Source organism: Candidatus Symbiopectobacterium sp. NZEC135 (genome assembly GCF_025962695.1).
In genome coordinates, this window is record NZ_JAGFPF010000005.1 from 99,819 (window position 1) to 117,293 (window position 17,475).

At 54.7% G+C, this 17,475-nt stretch carries 18 protein-coding genes; 10 read left to right on the forward strand and 8 right to left on the reverse strand.

Annotation, left to right across the window (positions count from 1 at the left end; genetic code table 11):
• Positions 1–10: 10 nt before the first annotated feature.
• Both secD and secF read left to right on the forward strand, forming a co-directional pair.
• Positions 11–1,861 (forward strand): protein translocase subunit SecD, encoded by a 1,851-nt coding sequence (gene secD / locus J5224_RS04935; RefSeq protein WP_264624292.1) that lies wholly within the window; start codon positions 11–13, stop codon positions 1,859–1,861.
• A 10-nt stretch (positions 1,862–1,871) separates the two neighbouring features.
• The gene (gene secF / locus J5224_RS04940) at positions 1,872–2,840 is read left to right on the forward strand and encodes a protein translocase subunit SecF (RefSeq protein WP_264624293.1); all 969 of its coding nucleotides are present in this window, start codon (positions 1,872–1,874) and stop codon (positions 2,838–2,840) included.
• Positions 2,841–2,895: 55 nt separating this feature from the next.
• On the opposite strand, the gene J5224_RS04945 is transcribed toward secF, so the two are convergent.
• The gene (locus tag J5224_RS04945; protein ID WP_264624294.1) at positions 2,896–3,429 is read right to left on the reverse strand and encodes a DUF3251 domain-containing protein; all 534 of its coding nucleotides are present in this window, start codon (positions 3,427–3,429) and stop codon (positions 2,896–2,898) included.
• Between the two features lie 206 nt (positions 3,430–3,635).
• Here J5224_RS04945 and nrdR point away from each other — a divergent pair, with 206 nt between their 5' ends.
• The 6 genes from nrdR (at position 3,636) to pgpA (ending at position 7,798) form a co-directional block, all read left to right on the forward strand.
• Positions 3,636–4,085: a transcriptional regulator NrdR gene (nrdR, locus tag J5224_RS04950; RefSeq protein ID WP_222158287.1), complete on the forward strand. Its 450-nt coding sequence runs from the start codon at positions 3,636–3,638 to the stop codon at positions 4,083–4,085.
• Positions 4,086–4,089: 4 nt separating this feature from the next.
• The gene (gene ribD / locus J5224_RS04955) at positions 4,090–5,205 is read left to right on the forward strand and encodes a bifunctional diaminohydroxyphosphoribosylaminopyrimidine deaminase/5-amino-6-(5-phosphoribosylamino)uracil reductase RibD (RefSeq protein ID WP_264624295.1); all 1,116 of its coding nucleotides are present in this window, start codon (positions 4,090–4,092) and stop codon (positions 5,203–5,205) included.
• 138 nt (positions 5,206–5,343) lie between these two features.
• Positions 5,344–5,808 (forward strand): 6,7-dimethyl-8-ribityllumazine synthase, encoded by a 465-nt coding sequence (ribE, locus tag J5224_RS04960; protein ID WP_264624296.1) that lies wholly within the window; start codon positions 5,344–5,346, stop codon positions 5,806–5,808.
• Between the two features lie 24 nt (positions 5,809–5,832).
• Positions 5,833–6,252: a transcription antitermination factor NusB gene (gene nusB, locus J5224_RS04965; protein WP_264624297.1), complete on the forward strand. Its 420-nt coding sequence runs from the start codon at positions 5,833–5,835 to the stop codon at positions 6,250–6,252.
• A gap of 54 nt (positions 6,253–6,306) precedes the next feature.
• On the forward strand, positions 6,307–7,296 hold the full coding sequence (thiL, locus tag J5224_RS04970; protein WP_264624298.1) for a thiamine-phosphate kinase: 990 nt from the start codon (positions 6,307–6,309) through the stop codon (positions 7,294–7,296).
• Positions 7,277–7,798: a phosphatidylglycerophosphatase A gene (gene pgpA / locus J5224_RS04975; RefSeq protein WP_264624299.1), complete on the forward strand. Its 522-nt coding sequence runs from the start codon at positions 7,277–7,279 to the stop codon at positions 7,796–7,798. Before thiL ends, pgpA begins: the two co-directional genes overlap by 20 nt.
• A 39-nt stretch (positions 7,799–7,837) precedes the next feature.
• Here pgpA and dxs read toward each other — a convergent pair whose 3' ends face one another.
• The 3 genes from dxs to xseB all read right to left on the reverse strand — a co-directional run bounded on the left by dxs (position 7,838) and on the right by xseB (position 11,029).
• A complete protein-coding gene (dxs, locus tag J5224_RS04980) occupies positions 7,838–9,700 on the reverse strand; it encodes a 1-deoxy-D-xylulose-5-phosphate synthase (RefSeq protein WP_264624300.1) in 1,863 nt (620 codons plus the stop codon).
• Between the two features lie 112 nt (positions 9,701–9,812).
• On the reverse strand, positions 9,813–10,724 hold the full coding sequence (gene ispA, locus J5224_RS04985) for a (2E,6E)-farnesyl diphosphate synthase (protein ID WP_264624301.1): 912 nt from the start codon (positions 10,722–10,724) through the stop codon (positions 9,813–9,815).
• On the reverse strand, positions 10,721–11,029 hold the full coding sequence (xseB, locus tag J5224_RS04990) for an exodeoxyribonuclease VII small subunit (protein WP_264624302.1): 309 nt from the start codon (positions 11,027–11,029) through the stop codon (positions 10,721–10,723). The genes ispA and xseB overlap by 4 nt, the downstream gene beginning before the upstream one ends.
• Positions 11,030–11,273: 244 nt before the next feature.
• Here xseB and thiI point away from each other — a divergent pair, with 244 nt between their 5' ends.
• Positions 11,274–12,722 (forward strand): tRNA uracil 4-sulfurtransferase ThiI, encoded by a 1,449-nt coding sequence (thiI, locus tag J5224_RS04995; RefSeq protein WP_264624303.1) that lies wholly within the window; start codon positions 11,274–11,276, stop codon positions 12,720–12,722.
• Between the two features lie 61 nt (positions 12,723–12,783).
• On the opposite strand, the gene yajL is transcribed toward thiI, so the two are convergent.
• Together yajL and panE are read right to left on the reverse strand one after the other, a co-directional pair.
• On the reverse strand, positions 12,784–13,374 hold the full coding sequence (gene yajL, locus J5224_RS05000; protein WP_264624304.1) for a protein deglycase YajL: 591 nt from the start codon (positions 13,372–13,374) through the stop codon (positions 12,784–12,786).
• Positions 13,337–14,272: a 2-dehydropantoate 2-reductase gene (panE, locus tag J5224_RS05005; RefSeq protein WP_264624305.1), complete on the reverse strand. Its 936-nt coding sequence runs from the start codon at positions 14,270–14,272 to the stop codon at positions 13,337–13,339. The genes yajL and panE overlap by 38 nt, the downstream gene beginning before the upstream one ends.
• Positions 14,273–14,482: 210 nt before the next feature.
• Between panE and J5224_RS05010 the strand changes: the two genes are divergently transcribed.
• A complete protein-coding gene (locus tag J5224_RS05010) occupies positions 14,483–14,974 on the forward strand; it encodes a YajQ family cyclic di-GMP-binding protein (RefSeq protein ID WP_264624306.1) in 492 nt (163 codons plus the stop codon).
• A 34-nt stretch (positions 14,975–15,008) separates the two neighbouring features.
• Here J5224_RS05010 and J5224_RS05015 read toward each other — a convergent pair whose 3' ends face one another.
• Positions 15,009–16,388: an MFS transporter gene (locus J5224_RS05015; RefSeq protein ID WP_264624307.1), complete on the reverse strand. Its 1,380-nt coding sequence runs from the start codon at positions 16,386–16,388 to the stop codon at positions 15,009–15,011.
• Between the two features lie 185 nt (positions 16,389–16,573).
• Positions 16,574–17,464, reverse strand: a complete 891-nt coding sequence (gene cyoE / locus J5224_RS05020; protein ID WP_264624359.1) for a heme o synthase — start codon at positions 17,462–17,464, stop codon at positions 16,574–16,576.
• Between the last annotated feature and the right edge of the window lie 11 nt (positions 17,465–17,475).

A 17,475-nucleotide genomic window follows, 5' to 3' on the forward strand; every position in this document is an offset into this window, starting at 1 on the left:
GGGAACTGCCGTGTTAAACCGTTATCCTTTGTGGAAGTACCTGATGCTGGTCGTGGCATTACTTATCGGCCTGCTTTATGCACTTCCTAACCTGTATGGTGAGGATCCGGCGGTACAAATCACTGGCGCGCGAGGTATCGCCGCCAGTGAGTCAACGCTGATCCAAGTCCAGAATGTATTACAAGAACAGCAGATCACCAGCAAGTCGCTCGCGTTAGAAAGTGGTGCGATCCTTGCCCGTTTCTCCACCCCGGATATTCAGCTGCGCGCTCGTGAAGCGCTGGTGAATGCGTTGGGTGAGAAGTATGTCGTGGCCTTGAACCTGGCCCCCGCAACGCCAAACTGGCTGCGCATGCTGCGTGCAGAACCCATGAAACTGGGCCTAGACCTGCGCGGCGGCGTACACTTCCTGATGGAAGTGGATATGGAAACGGCGTTAGGTAAACTGCAAGAGCAGACCATGGATTCCCTGCGCAGCGATCTGCGTGAAAAAGGTATTCCTTACGCCACCGTGCGTAAAGCGGATGACAATACCGTAGAGATCCGTTTCCGCGATGCGGCAACGCGTAACGACGCTATTTCGTATCTCACCACCCGTCATCGCGATCTGGTATTTAATGCCAGCGGCGATAACCTGATGCGTGCGATGATGAGCGCCGAGCGCCTGCGTGAAGCGCGCGAATACGCCGTCCAGCAAAACATCAATATCCTGCGTAACCGTGTTAACCAACTTGGCGTAGCCGAACCGTTGGTACAGCGTCAGGGTGCGGATCGTATCGTGGTTGAGTTGCCCGGTATTCAAGACACCGCGCGTGCCAAAGAGATTCTGGGTGCAACAGCCACGCTGGAATTCCGTCTGGTCAACAGTTCTGCGGACGTAACGGCAGCGGCTAATGGCCGTGTTCCGGCTGATTCCGAAGTGAAAAACATGCGTGATGGCACCCCGGTGGTGCTGTATAAGCGTGTGATCCTCACCGGTGACCACATTACTGATTCGACCTCCAGTGCCGACGAATACGGTCGTCCGCAGGTAAATATCTCGCTGGACAGCGCGGGCGGTAACGCCATGTCCAATTTCACTAAGGATAGCATCGGCAAACCGATGGCAACCCTGTTTGTGGAATACAAGGACAGCGGTAAGAAAGATGCCGCGTCGGGTCGTTCCATTCTGGAAAAACATGAAGAAGTGATCAACGTCGCGACCATTCAGTCGCGTCTGGGTAACAGCTTCCGTATTACCGGTATCGACAACCCGAACGAAGCGCGTCAGCTCTCGCTGTTGCTGCGTGCCGGTGCATTGATTGCCCCGATCCAGATTGTTGAAGAGCGCACCATTGGGCCAACGCTGGGGATGCAAAACATCACCCAGGGCCTTGAAGCCTGCTTGTGGGGTTTGGTGGCATCCATCCTGTTTATGGTGGTGTTCTACAAAGGGTTTGGTGTTATTGCGACCACGGCGTTGGTGGCTAACCTGGTGCTGATCGTCGGGGTGATGTCACTGTTGCCGGGGGCGACGCTCACCATGCCGGGGATTGCCGGTATCGTGTTGACGCTGGCGGTGGCGGTCGATGCCAACGTACTGATTAACGAACGCATCAAAGAAGAATTCAGCAACGGGCGCACGGTTCAGCAAGCCATTCATGAAGGCTACAAAGGTGCGTTCTCCAGTATCATCGATGCCAACCTGACAACGATGATCACGGCAGTGATTCTGTACGCTGTGGGGACCGGTTCAATCAAAGGCTTTGCCATTACAACGGCGATTGGGGTTGCAACCTCGATGTTTACCGCTATTGTTGGCACCCGTGCGATTGTGAATCTGGTTTACGGCGGCAAACGCGTTAACAAGCTGTCTATTTGAGGAGTGCGTCGTGGCACAGGAATATACTGTTGAACAGCTCAACTATGGTCGTAAAGTCTATGACTTTATGCGTTGGGATAACGTCGCGTTCGTCATTTCGGGCACTTTGTTAATCCTGTCACTGATTGTCATGGGTGTGCGTGGGTTTAACTGGGGACTGGATTTCACCGGTGGTACGGTGATTGAAATCAACCTGGAAAAACCGGCCGATCTGGACTTGATTCGTGGCTCGCTGGAAAAAGCCGGTTTTGCCGATCCGTTGATTCAGAACTTCGGTAGCAGCCGTGATGTGATGGTGCGCATGCCGCCGAGCGTGGGCACTGCAGGTCAGGAACTGGGCAACAAAGTGGTTAGCGTGATTAACCAGGGCACGGAACAGAGTGCCACGGTGAAGCGCATCGAGTTTGTTGGGCCGAGTGTGGGTAACGATTTGGCGCAAGACGGCGCCATGGCATTGCTGGCGGCGTTGATCTGTATCTTGATCTACGTAGGATTCCGCTTTGAATGGCGTCTGGCGTTGGGGGCGGTGCTGGCATTGGCGCACGACGTGATCATCACCATGGGGGTGTTCTCGCTGTTTCAAATCGAAATCGATTTGACCATCGTGGCATCGCTGATGTCGGTTATCGGTTACTCGTTGAACGACAGCATCGTAGTATCGGACCGTATTCGTGAAAACTTCCGCAAGATTCGCCGCGGTACGCCTTACGAAATCATGAACGTGTCGCTGACTCAGACGTTGAGCCGTACCTTGATGACCTCCGGTACTACGTTGGGTGTGGTATTGATGCTCTACATTTTCGGTGGCGCGATGCTGGAAGGTTTCTCGCTGGCGATGCTGATCGGGGTGTCTATCGGTACGATCTCCTCCATCTACGTGGCCTCAGCGCTGGCGCTGAAGCTCGGGATGAAGCGCGAACACCTGCTGGTACAAAAAGTCGAGAAGGAAGGCGCGGATCAACCCTCGATCCTGCCTTAACCCTGTTCGATAACGTTGAGAAAAATCCCTGCTACGGCAGGGATTTTTTTATGCATCAGGGGCGGTCGGTTTCAACCTGATGCAGGCGGATAAACCCGAGTTGCTCCGGCGTAACACCGCTCAACCGTACACCAAATACGGCTTCGGTTTTGGGCAATAGGGGGGCGTCGAGTACCAGCGGCTGTGTGTGCGTTTCGCTCGGCAACGGTTTGCTACTGACCGGATCGATCTGACCCCAGTCGAGTTGCGCGCGAAACGCAGGCAGTGCCGTACCTTCCAGTAGCCGAACGTGCAGCAGCGCTTGAGCGCCATTCGCCTCGGGTTCAATATGGCTCAGGGAAATGCTCAGTTTGCCAATGTTGCTTTGCAACATTGCGCTACTTTTCGCACTGGGTAGTAGATACACGCCGTGGGTAGAGTGACTGTTTAAGGTATTTTGCTGCTCCAGGGCTGATGCCTGTGCCGTCAGCGTTTGTAATTGCCGGTTTAGTTGCCCAACTTCCCGTTGTAGCGTAGGGGTTTGCGGAGGTGCTGAACAGCCCGTCAGCACCAGCATCAAGAGGCCAGATGCACGATAATAGTTATTCATTCAGGTCTTTCCTTCATTGCGTTATGCCCTTTCTCGTGTCGTCTTTACGTGGCAAGTATATAAGCGTAGTGGCGAATGAGAGTTAAATCATGCTGCGTTTGTGCAGCCACCTATGCAAATATTGGTCTGTAAGCGCTGGAGATTTGGGTTAGTCAATCAAATCAGGGTAAACTAGGCGCAAGAGAAGCTAATCATCGGGATATGTTATGCACTGCCCATTCTGCTCCGCGGTTGATACCAAAGTTATTGATTCTCGTCTGGTCGGCGAAGGCACGCAGGTGCGGCGTCGCCGTCAGTGTCTGGTGTGCAATGAGCGCTTTACCACCTTTGAAGTGGCAGAACTTGTGATGCCCCGGGTGATAAAGAGTAATGACGTTCGCGAGCCCTTCAACGAAGAAAAATTGCGTAAGGGGATGCTGAAGGCATTGGAAAAGCGGCCGGTCAGTGCGGATGACGTTGAAAACGCCCTCAATCATATCAAGTCTCAACTGCGTGCTACGGGTGAGCGTGAAGTCACCGCCAAAATGATCGGCAATCTGGTGATGGATGCCCTGAAACGCCTGGATAAAGTCGCTTATATTCGTTTTGCCTCCGTATACCGTAGCTTCGAGGATATCCGGGAGTTTGGCGAAGAGATTGCTCGGTTACAGGATTAACCCTATGGAACGGCAAGATGAATTCTGGATGGCGCGCGCGCTTGAGCTAGCGCGGCGCGGACGTTTCACGACCTCCCCAAACCCTAACGTTGGTTGTGTGATTGTGCGCGACGGTGAAATGGTCGGTGAAGGCTATCACCTGCGCGCTGGTGAACCGCACGCGGAAGTGCATGCGCTGCGCATGGCGGGTGAACAGGCTCGGGGTGCGACCGCCTATGTGACGCTGGAACCGTGCAGTCACCATGGGCGCACGCCGCCCTGTGCGGATGCGCTGATTGCGGCGGGCGTGGCGCGCGTTGTGGCGGCGATGCAAGATCCCAACCCTCAGGTGGCTGGGCGTGGTTTACACCGTTTACAGCAAGCGGGTATCGCCGTCAGCCATGGCCTGATGATGCAAGATGCTGAGCAGGTCAATCTGGGGTTTCTGAAACGGATGCGCACTGGCGTTCCGTATGTCCGTCTTAAAGTGGCTGCGTCTCTGGATGGTCGCACGGCGATGGCGTCTGGGGAGAGCAAGTGGATCACCTCTGCCGAGGCGCGTCAGGATGTGCAACGTTTTCGCGCACAAAGCGCCGCTATCCTTAGCAGCAGCGCTACTGTGTTGGCGGACGATCCGCTGTTGACGGTACGTTGGGAGACGTTGGATGCCGATACGCAACAACAGCTTCCCGATGCACCGCTTCCTCAGCCGGTACGCGTGATCGTCGACAGCCACGGACGCGTAACGCCTCTGCACCAACTGGTGCATCAACCGGGCCAAACCTGGCTGGCGAGTACCCAACCGAACAATGACAGCGCATGGCCTGAAAGCGTGACACACTTGACTCTGCCCGCTCACGGCGGCGGTGTCGATTTGGTTGCACTAATGATGACGCTCGGCAAACGCCAGATTAATTCGGTGTGGGTTGAAGCCGGTGCTACGCTGGCAGGGGCGCTGTTGAATGCGGGCGTGGTCGATGAGTTGATTGTGTATATGGCGCCGAAACTGTTAGGGCATGATGCCAGGTCCCTGTGTGTGTTGCCGGGGTTGACGCAGTTGGCTCACGTACCTTCATTTACGCTGACGGAGGTGTGCCAGGTTGGTCCCGATCTCCGTCTGCGCTTAATACCACAATCCTGACGCCGCTATCCTGCGGTTTTGGTTTGCTCTGGCCTCAATGGGGGATGGCAGACAAAACCGGATACGCCGTCGCAAGAATGTGATAGAATCCGCCCCCCTGCGGGGTATTAGCATGCGATTATGATTATAAGGAACGCTATGAACGTCATTGAAGGTGTTGTTGCCACCCCTGATGCCCGCGTCGCGATTGCGATTGCCCGTTTCAACAATTTTATCAACGATAGCCTGCTGGAAGGCGCTATCGATGCGCTGAAACGTATTGGTCAGGTTAAAGATGAAAACATTACCGTCGTGTGGGTGCCGGGTGCCTATGAGCTTCCGATGACTGCGCGCGCGCTGGCAAAAAATGGCTATGATGCCGTCGTGGCACTGGGGACGGTGATCCGTGGCGGTACTGCGCATTTTGAATATGTTGCGGGTGAATGCAGCTCTGGGTTGGCGCATGTTGCCATGACCAGCGATATTCCGGTGACGTTTGGCGTTTTGACGACAGAAAGCATCGAGCAGGCGATTGAACGCGCTGGTACCAAAGCGGGCAATAAGGGTGCAGAAGCTGCGCTGACCGCACTGGAAATGATTAACGTATTGAAAGCTATCAAATAAGTTTGATTAAGAAAGGGGTATTCCGTGAAACCTGCTGCTCGTCGCCGCGCTCGTGAATGTGCGGTTCAAGCGCTGTATTCCTGGCAATTGTCAAAGAATGACATTGCCGATATTGAACTGCAATTCCTGAGTGAGCAGGATGTCAAAGACGTCGACATCAGCTACTTTCGTGAGTTGCTGGCGGGCGTCGCCATGCAGGCAGAAAAACTGGATGCATTGATGGCACCCTACCTGTCACGTCAGCTCGACGAGTTGGGGCAGGTGGAGCGCGCCGTGCTGCGTATTGCCCTGTTCGAACTGAGCAAGCGCGACGACGTCCCTTACAAGGTTGCCATCAACGAAGCCATTGAATTGGCGAAAGTGTTCGGTGCGGAAGATAGCCACAAGTTTGTCAACGGCGTGTTGGATAAAGTTGCTCCAACGGTGCGCCAAACCAAGAAGTAACGCTCAGGGCCGGAATTCCGGCCCTGTTCGCGATTGTTTTTGACGGAAACGGTTATGGTTTACGGTGAGTTTGATCTGATTGACCGCTATTTCAATCGCGCGAACGCCTACAAGGCGGGAAATCCGCGCCGTGATGTGGAATTGGGGATTGGCGACGATTGTGCGCTGCTCACAGTGGCAGAAAAGCAGCTTTTAGCCGTCAGTACCGACACGCTGGTGTCTGGGGTGCATTTCCTACCGACTATCGATCCTGCTGATTTGGGTTACAAATCGCTGGCCGTTAACTTAAGCGATCTGGCTGCCATGGGCGCCGATCCCGCCTGGCTCTCTCTGGCCATTACCTTACCTGAAATCAACAGCGCATGGCTGGCCTCGTACAGCGATAGCCTGTTTACGCTGCTTGATTACTACGGTATGCAGCTGATTGGCGGTGATACCACGCGCGGACCGCTGAGCCTTACGTTGACCATCCACGGGCTGGTGCCCGCTGGCCGTGCGCTCACCCGTGCGGGTGCTCGCATTGGCGATTGGATCTACGTGACCGGAACGCTGGGCGACAGCGCCGCTGGTCTGGCGATTTTGCAACAGCGCTTACAGGTGAGTGACAGTGCGGCGCGCCAATCATTGGTGCAACGCCATTTACGCCCTCAGCCACGCATTTTGCAAGGTCAGGCGTTGCGCACGCTTGCCAGTGCCGCTATCGATCTGTCGGATGGATTGATCTCGGATTTACGCCATATTTTGGCCGCCAGTGATTGCGGAGCGCGCTTGCAGCTTGATGCTGTCCCTTATTCATCGGCAATGCTGCAACACGTTGAACCCGAGCAGGCGCTGCGTTGGGCGCTGTCTGGCGGGGAAGATTATGAACTGTGCTTTACCGTGCCGGAAATTAATCGCGGTGCGATCGACATGGCGCTGGGACAACTCGGCGTGGGGTATACCTGCATTGGGCAGATAGCGCCGTCGTCCGAGGGGCTACGCTTTTTCCGTGGTGATAATGCCGTGGAACTGAACTGGAAAGGCTATGACCACTTCAGCCAATGACCGAGAAGCAAAGCGCGCCGCTAAGCAGCGCTTGCGCCTGAGCAATCCCTGGCATCTGCTGGCAACCGGGTTTGGCAGTGGTCTTTCACCCTGGATGCCAGGCACAGCGGGATCGTTAGCGGCGATCCCGCTGTGGTACCTGCTCTCCTTCCTGCCCTGGCAACTGTATTCGCTGACCATCATGTTCAGCATTTGCATCGGCGTTTATCTGTGTCATCAAACGGCCAAAGACATGGGTGTGCACGATCACGGCAGCATCGTCTGGGATGAATTTGTCGGGATGTGGATCACGCTGATGGCGATCCCGGATGAACAGTGGCAGTGGGTGCTGGCAGGGTTTGTGGTGTTTCGTATTCTGGATATTTTCAAACCCTGGCCGATACGCTGGTTCGATCGCAACGTGCACGGCGGCATGGGTATCATGATTGACGATATTGTGGCAGGGGTTATCTCTGCGGGCATTATCTACTGGATTGGACACCACTGGCCGCTATTTTCTTAAACGGTCTGACCGGGGCGGCTGCCCCGGTCGATATCATCATTATTGCAACCATTCATCAATGCGACGTTCGATACCCGCCGCATCCAACCCCAAGTCTTGACGTACTTCTTCCTGTGTCCCTTGGGGAATAAAGCTGTCCGGCAGCCCCAGATTTAACACCGGAATACCCAGACGCTGCGCCATCACCACTTCATTCACGCCGCTGCCCGCACCGCCCATCAAGGCGTTCTCTTCCAGTGTCACCAGCAGATTGTGGTTTTTTGCCAGTTCAGCGATCAGCGCTTCATCCAGCGGTTTGACAAAACGCATGTCGACCAATGTTGCATTGCGCTTTTCGGCAACCCGCTGCGCTTCCGGCAGCAGTGTACCGAAGTTGAGGATGGCGACTTTCTCGCCCGTGCGTCGTACCACCCCTTTACCGATAGGCAATTCCTGCAACGGCTCAAGCGTGGCACCCGTACCGGTACCGCGAGGGTAACGCACGGCGCAAGGGCCATCTTGATAACGGTAGCCGGTAAACAACATCTGGCGACATTCGTTCTCATCGCTCGGTGCCATGATAATCAGATCGGGAATGCAACGCAGGAAGGACAAATCAAACGCCCCCTGATGCGTTTGGCCGTCCGCACCCACAATACCGCCGCGATCGATAGCGAACAGCACCGGCAGGTTTTGAATGGCGACGTCGTGAATCACCTGATCGTAGGCGCGTTGTAAAAAGGTAGAATAGATCGCCACCACCGGTTTGTACCCGCCCAGCGCCAAGCCGGCGGCAAAGGTGACGGCGTGTTGTTCAGCAATGGCAACATCGAAATATTGTTGTGGGTAGTCGCGCGAGAAGCGCACCATGCCAGAGCCCTCGCGCATTGCTGGCGTTACGGCCATCAGCTTGCTGTCTTTAGCGGCGATTTCACACAACCAATCACCGAAAATGGTCGAGTAGCTGGGAAGGCTCGCCTTGCTTTTGGGCAAGGTGCCACTGGCTGGATCAAACTTGGGTACAGCATGCCAACTGATAGGGTCCTGCTCAGCAGGGGCATAGCCACGACCTTTTTTGGTCATGATATGCAGCAGTTGCGGACCTTTCAGGCTACGCATGTTTTTCAGGGTTTGTGCCAGCCCGACCACATCGTGACCGTCGACCGGGCCAATGTAGTTAAAGCCAAGCTCTTCAAACAGCGTGCCGGGTACCACCATGCCTTTCAGATGTTCTTCTGTGCGTTTGACCAGCTCTTTGATTGGCGGGATGCCAGACAGCACCTTCTTACCGCCTTCGCGCAGGGTGGAGTAGAGTTTGCCGGACAACAACTGCGCCAGGTGATTGTTGAGCGCACCGACGTTCTCGGAAATCGACATCTCATTATCGTTCAATACCACCAGCAGGTCGGAACGAATATCGCCCGCGTGGTTCATGGCTTCAAACGCCATACCTGCCGTCAATGCGCCGTCGCCGATAACGCACACGGTGCGGCGTCCTTTGCCTTCTCTTTCGGCAGCAACCGCCATGCCCAGCCCGGCACTGATTGACGTGGAGGAGTGACCGACGCTTAACACATCGTATTCACTCTCGCCGCGCCAGGGGAACGGGTGTAGGCCGCCCTTTTGGCGGATGGTGGCAATGCGATCGCGGCGGCCGGTGATAATTTTGTGAGGGTAGGCTTGATGGCCGACATCCCACACCAGATGGTCAAATGGCGTGTTGTAGACATAGTGCAGCGCCACGGTGAGTTCAACGGTGCCGAGCCCTGACGCAAAGTGGCCGCTGGAGCGGCTAACGCTGTCCAGCAGATATTGACGAAGTTCATCGCACAGTTTGGGCAGGCTGTCACGCGGCAGCATGCGCAGTTCGTCAGGTGTTTCCACTAAAGCCAGTGTCGGGTACTTTGCAATATCAAAACTCATTTGCGACTCATTCTGAGGTGTAATCCCCGTTTTCTCTCAAGCGGCGAAGGGAGTATCCATTCGGGTGTTACCACCGGGCGACACGCTTGAGATTCACTGGGTGATGTTGAAATTATTTATCTCGCTCGACGATATAATTCGCCAATGCCCGTAGTACCGTGGTATCGAGCGGCGTTGCGCTGGCCGCTTGCAACTCATCCAATGCTGCCAGTGATTCTTGATAGAGATCCCACGCCTTTGCCCGTGCACTGTCAAGCCCGAGCAAGCCGGGATAGGTGCTTTTGCCCAGTTGCTGGTCGGCCCCTTGGCGCTTGCCGGTGGTGGCGCTGTCGCCAATCACATCAAGGATGTCATCCTGCACCTGAAAGGCCAGACCGATGGCATTGGCATAGCGATCGAGGTGTGGCAGTGCCGCCCGACCCACAGTGCCAGCGCTGAGCGCGCCGAGCCTAACTGCCGTGCGGATCAGTGCGCCGGTTTTGTGGCGATGAATTTGCTCCAGTGCGGTCAGATCGACTTGTTTACCTTCTGCCGCCAAATCCAGCGCTTGTCCGCCGCACATGCCTGCCACGCCGCTGGCGTGCGCCAGCTCTGCGACCATTGAGAGGCGATCGCGGTCGCTGACCTCCGGCATGGAACCGTCAGCCAGAATGGAGAAGGCTAACGTTTGCAGCGCATCCCCGGCCAGAACCGCAGTGGCTTCGCCAAATTTAATGTGACAGGTCGGTTGGCCACGGCGCAGATCATCATCGTCCATGGCAGGCAAATCGTCATGAATCAGCGAATAGGCGTGGATAGATTCCACCGCCGCAGCTGGTGCATCCAGGCTGCTCAGCGGAATGCCGAAAAGTTGCCCGGTGGTATAAACCAAAAAAGGCCTAAGGCGTTTGCCTCCTAGCAGCGCACCGTAGGCCATGGCGTCAACCAGCGGACTGCCCTGAAACGGCAAGTCGGTGATAAAACGGTTCAATGCCTGATTAACGCGATCGGCATGGGCGTGTAATTGCTCAGCAAATTCCGTCATAGTGGCTTACTGTTCGGGGTTGTCGTGCTCTGAGTGAAAGGGGACAGCGCGGCATCAGGCTCGTCGCTGAGCAGGATCTGCACGCGTTGTTCTGCTTGTTGCAACTGCAACTGTCCCTGACGCGCCAACTGAATGCCATTTTCGAAGGCGCTCAGCGCAGCTTCCAGCGGCAAATCGCCCGACTCAAGGCGGGTGACGATCTGTTCCAACTGTTGCAGCGCATCTTCAAAGCTCAGCGCTGAGTCAGCGGTGTTCAGCGTTTCGCTGTTTGCCTCTGCGTGAGGCGATGTTTTTTTTGCAGGCATGACCTATTTTACATCCTGATCGCTAAGTGATGCTGTTCTTTTAGTGTCGTTAATCGTTACTGTTCGCTACTGGCCCATCGCACAGATAAGCACATCCTTCCTGCGCGCAGTGCGCGAGAAGGTGATATACTCCGCGCCCTGGATGCTATTGGTAAAATCACCCCATTGAACGAGTTTACCGATAACGTGAATGTAGCACTCGGGTTAACACTTACGCCCATTTGACCAAGTAACGACAGCCATCATGAAGTTTATCATTAAATTGTTCCCGGAAATCACCATCAAGAGTCAATCTGTGCGGTTGCGCTTTATTAAGATACTTACCGGTAACATTCGTAACGTGCTTAAGCAGTATGACGACCAACTGGCCGTCGTCCGTCATTGGGATCATATCGAAGTCCGCGCCAAAGAGGAAAGCCAACGCGAAGAGATTCGCGATGCGTTAACCCGTATTCCTGGCATTCATCATATTCTGGACGTTGAAGACCACGCGTACACCGACGTGCACGACATTTTTGAACAAACGTTGGCGCTGTATCGTCCGCAACTGGAAGGGAAAAGCTTCTGCGTGCGCGTGAAACGGCGCGGCAAGCACGACTTCTCATCGCAGGATGTGGAGCGTTATGTGGGCGGTGGACTTAACCAGCATATCGACAGTGCGCGCGTTAACCTCACCACGCCGCAGGTCACGGTTCATCTGGAGATAGAACAGGATCGTTTGCTGCTGATCAAAGGGCGGTATGAAGGCATCGGTGGTTTCCCGATCGGCACGCAAGAAGATGTGCTGTCACTGATTTCCGGCGGGTTCGATTCTGGCGTGTCCAGCTATATGCTTATCCGTCGTGGCTGTCGCGTGCATTACTGCTTTTTCAATCTGGGCGGCGCTGCACATGAAATTGGTGTTAAACAGGTCGCACACTATTTGTGGAAACGCTTTGGCAGCTCGCATCGCGTGCGCTTTGTCGCCATTGATTTTGAACCCGTGGTGGGTGAGATCCTGGAAAAGGTGGATGACGGCCAGATGGGCGTCGTATTGAAACGCATGATGGTGCGTGCCGCGTCGCGCATTGCGGAGCGCTATGGCGTTCAGGCGTTGGTAACCGGAGAAGCGTTAGGGCAGGTTTCCAGCCAAACGTTGACTAACCTGCGTCTCATCGATAATGCCTCGGATACGCTGATTCTGCGCCCGCTGATTTCACACGATAAAGAGCACATCATCAAGCTGGCACGCCATTTAGGCACGGAAGATTTTGCCAAGACCATGCCTGAGTATTGCGGGGTAATTTCCAAAAGCCCAACAGTAAAAGCGGTCAAATCCAAAATCGAAGAGGAAGAAGGCAAGTTCGACTTTGAGATTCTGGACCGGGTGGTCTTTGAAGCGCGCAATATCGATATCCGCGATATCGCCACCCAGACCTCGCAAGAGGTCACGGAGGTTGAAACCGTAGCATCGCTTTCTGCCGACGATATTCTGCTGGATATTCGCTCTGTGGATGAGCAAGACGATCGTCCGCTTGCGATGACCGGCGTCGAAATCAAATCGCTGCCGTTCTACAAACTCAGCACACAGTTTGGCGATCTTGATCAGGCTAAAACCTATCTGCTGTACTGTGAACGTGGTGTGATGAGTCGTTTGCAGGCGCTGTATCTGCGTGAGCAAGGGTTCAACAACGTGAAGGTCTATCGGCCTTAACCTCGCTCTCATCATCCTCCGCGTGTGCGGAGGATGCGTGGATCACAGCGGATTGCGCCTATCAATCCCGATAATCATAAATCCCCGGCGGCAACACCAATTGTGCTGCAACCTCTGCCGCTTTTGCCCGTCCTGCGAGTAAATCGATTAGCTTTAAGGCGAAATCCATACTGGTGCCGGGGCCCTGGCTGGTCAGCAGATTAACGCGCGGATCGAACACCACACGCTTATCCATCCATTTTTCTGGCGCGATTTTCTCTTTTAGCGTGGGGTATCCAGTCATGTTGCCCACCGGAAACAGCTGGTGGTGCTCCAGCACCAGAGCTGGAACGGCACAGATGGCGGCCACGATTTTCCCTTCCTGATGTTTTTGGCGGATACATTCCACCAGCAACGGGCTGTCGCGAAAACATTCTGCCCCCTTGATACCGCCCGGTAACACGATGGCGTCAAATGGGTTATCCGCAACGGAAACCAGCGGTGCATCCGCCACCAATCTTGCGCCGCGCGAGCAGATTATCGTGGTGGCACCGTCGCTGGCGACGCTGGCGACAGTCACAGCAATACCGGCGCGTACCAGCAGATCGAAGGTGGTGACGGCCTCGGTTTCTTCGCTACCAGGAGCCAGACAGAGGAGTACCGATGCGGTCATATTCGCTTTCCTTTAGCTTAATCATTTCAAATAAACGGCTGTTTTCCGGCAACGTTAACCCGTGGGCGCGGGCCCGTTGCAGCAGATAGCCGGTAATATAGTCAATCTCGGTATGACGCTGGGCACGGATATCTTGCAGCATGGAAGAGGTGTTTTCGGCGGTATTTTGAATCAATTGCGCCACGTACAGCTTCACCTGTTCCAGCGAATCGGGGTGGCCTTCACGCTCCATGACGCGCACGATCTCCTGACACAGCTGGTCTATTTGTTCGGGATAAGCGCTTAACGCCCCATTTTTACAGTTATAGAGCACGGTTAATGGATTGATGACGCAGTTTGCTGCCAGCTTACGCCAGCACGTCACGGCAATATTATTGTACCAGGCGACATCCGGCAGCGCCTGATGCAGCAATGCGGCCAGCGCTGAGTGCGTATCGCTGTGAGGAACCGCGCCACGGCCGTTGCCGCTGGTAATGGCGCCAATGTGCGTGGTTCCTCCGGCAACGTGCACCACCAGCGTCGCATCGCGTCGGGCGGCGTGCGTCGTGACGCCTTGTAACAGCGGTTGGGTCAATACCGGCAACTCTTCCCGGGTGCCCATGCCATTGTGCAACAGAAGAATGGTACAGTTGGGGGGAATAGTCGGTAACAACGCCTTGACGGCATCGGAAACCTGCCAGGCCTTAAGGGTTACCAACAGCAGTTCGCTTTGCATCAGGTGCTCGGGATCGTTTGTCGGCAGCATCAGATTGCACAGTTTTCCATCCAGCATTTGTACGTTAACGGCACAGTACGGCGCGGGGAAACGCATCCATCCCTGAACATCGTGGCCTTGCTGATGTAATGCGGCAAGCCAAAGCTGACCCAGTGCGCCGCAACCCAGCACGGTAATTTTCATCTGCGGTTTCCTTTATCGATGCGCGTGGCACGCAGTGTGACGGCGGCGGTTATCTTTTGGTTGATCCATTCTGCCTGACAATTACGTATTATGGCGCGTGAGAAAGGGACTGCAAGCGCCAAGGCGGGCGGATGTTGTTTCTCTGCGGAGAACAGGTATCATGCATGCCACATAACCCTATTCCTACGCATAAATCAGGGAGAATTGATTATGCCATCTTTCGATATTGTATCGGAAATCGATATGCAGGAAATCCGCAATGCGGTTGAGAATGCATCACGTGAACTGACTAATCGCTGGGATTTTCGTAACGTACCGGCGAGTTTTGAGCTGAATGAGAAAGACGAACAGATCAAAGTGGCCAGCGAGTCAGATTTTCAGGTACAGCAACTGGTTGATATCCTGCGCGAAAAACTGGTGAAACGCGGTATCGAAGCGGGCGCGTTGGAGGTTCCAGAAGAGATGGAACACAGCGGCAAGACGTACAGTGTTAACGCCAAATTGAAGCAGGGCATTGAGCCTGAGCAGGCGAAAAAACTCGTCAAGCTGATCAAAGACAGCAAGCTGAAAGTGCAAACCCAGGTTCAGGGTGAGCAACTGCGCGTAACGGGCAAAGCACGTGACGATTTGCAAAGCGTCATGGCGTTGATTCGCGGAGCCAATCTGGGGCAACCCTTCCAGTTCACCAATTTCCGCGATTAATCATACAGGGCCAGCGATGCTGGCCCGATGTGACTCACGCTTGCCCGATCAGCGCTTCGAGCTGTTGACGGCTGGTCTTCTGACGATCGATTTTGATATAGGCGCTGCGCTCTTCCGGCACCACGATGGCTTCCGCCACGCCGGGGTGTATGCGTATCTTTTGCGCTAGCGCGGCGTCGTTTAGTGCGTCATCGGGCAGTGCAATACGCAAACTGCTCAGATAGGGGGGCTCTTTCATGCTGACGCCGACAATCAGCCATAACGCGCAGAGCAGCGCCCCTGCTGCAAACACCCATGCCGCACCGTGGAACTGAAACAGTGCGCCGCCCATGCTGCCGCCGATAGCAACGCCGATAAATTGAGTGGTGGAATAGACCCCCATAGCGGTGCCTTTGTAACCCGCCGGTGCTTCTTTGCTGATCAGTGAGGGCAGTAGCGCTTCCATAATATTAAACGCCAGAAAAAACAGCTGAACGCCTGCCACAATAGGCCAGAACTGGCTGCCAGCCTTCCATAAAACCACCTCTGCGGCTAACAGCACAATGATACAACCGACAAACACCCGCTTCATCTGCCGTTTCACTTCGGCGTAAATGATAAAGGGCAACACGCAGACAAAGGAAATCAGCATGGTGTACAGGTACACCTTCCAGTGTGATTCTGCGGGCAGGCCAGCCTGTTCCAGCACGCGCGGCAGGGCGACAAAACTCGACATCAGCAGGATATGCAGGCACATAATGCCGATATTGAGTTTTATCAGTCGGCTGTTACCGAGTACCTGGCGAATGCTGCCGCGCACAATGGCAGATTCACGGTTGAGGGCATGGTCAGCGGCATTGGGGATCAGCGTCAGGGTTATCACAATACCAAGCGATGCGAGTAGAGCCATGCACCAGAACAGGGACTGTAATCCCCAGGCGTGCGCAACGATCGGTCCAAGCACCATGGCGATGGCAAAGGTTATGCCGAAACTGATGCCGATAAACGCCATCGCTTTGGTGCGATTTTGTTCGCGAGTGAGATCGGACAGCAATGCCATAACGGCGGCGGAGATCGCCCCCGCACCTTGTAACGCACGTCCGAGAATAATGCCCCAGATCGTGGTGCTGAGGGCGGCAATCACGCTGCCGAGCACAAACATCAGCAGGCCGATAACGATGAGCGGTTTACGCCCGACGCGATCAGAAAGTAAACCAAAAGGCACCTGAAACAGCGCTTGCATCAGGCCATAGATACCAATGGCAAGGCCAATCAGCGATTCGCTGGCCCCTTGTAATGCCATGCCGTAAGTGGTGAGCACGGGCAACACCATAAACATGCCGAGCATCCGCAGAGAAAACACTGCGCCTAAGCCCCAAGTTGCGCGCCGTTCGCGCGGCGTCATGATATTGTCTGTGAGGGATGTATCGTTCATGAAAACCTCAAATTCGCGTTGGCGCTATTGTAGTGCCTTACTCAGCGGGCCGTAAATGGCTGCATTGTTACTTGATTTGGCGCACCGTCATAAAATGACATAGTAAATGCAGCAAACGGTGGGGAAGGGCAAAAAAAAACAGACGATGGGGATCGTCTGTTTTTCAACGTACGAACGGTGAAAGGTTAGCGCAGTGCGGTGATCAGCACATCCTGCATTGGCGTCATTGAGTCGACTGACATCATCACGCTCAGCGATGTGATGGCGACGATCGAGAACACAAACAGTTTGCGTGCCCACACTTTGTCATCATTGGGCTTTTTGTAGCCCGACAGCGCCATCCCTAACCACCAGATACTCACGGAGGCTGCTACTATCAGATATTTATATCCGGCATAGCCACCCAGTGACAGCATCAGCGTAGCCACCATAAACGCCACGATATACAGCGTAATATGGTTTTTCGCCACGGAAATGCCTTTCACCACCGGCAGTACCGGAATGTTGGCCGCCTGATAATCCTTGAAACGGAAAATGGCGATAGCGTAGGAGTGCGGCATTTGCCACAGGCTGAAGATCAACAGCAGGATCAACGCGCCCGCATCGAACTGGTTGCTCACGGCGCAGTACCCGATAACCGGCGGTGCGGCACCGGACAGGCTGCCGATCAGCGTGCCATATACCGAGTGGCGTTTCATATACAGACTGTAGACGCCAACGTATACCGCAAAGCCCATGACGGAAAGCCACATGGCCAACGGGTTTGCCGCCACGTAGAGCAACGCAAAACCGGCAATACCTAACGCAGCCGCATAACTCAGTGAAACCTTGACCGAAATCAGCCCCTTCACCATCACTCTGTTTTTGGTTCTCTCCATCTTTTTGTCAATGTCACGGTCGATTACGTTGTTGAAGACGCAACCGGACGCAACCACCAACGACACCCCAAACAGGGTAGCGATAAAGAGGGGGTAATCAATGCTGCCCTTGGACGCCAGCAGAAATCCCCCGATAACAGAAATCAGGTTGCCAAAAATGATCCCTGGTTTTGTGACTTGTAGGTATTGCTTAATCATCATGTCTGGCT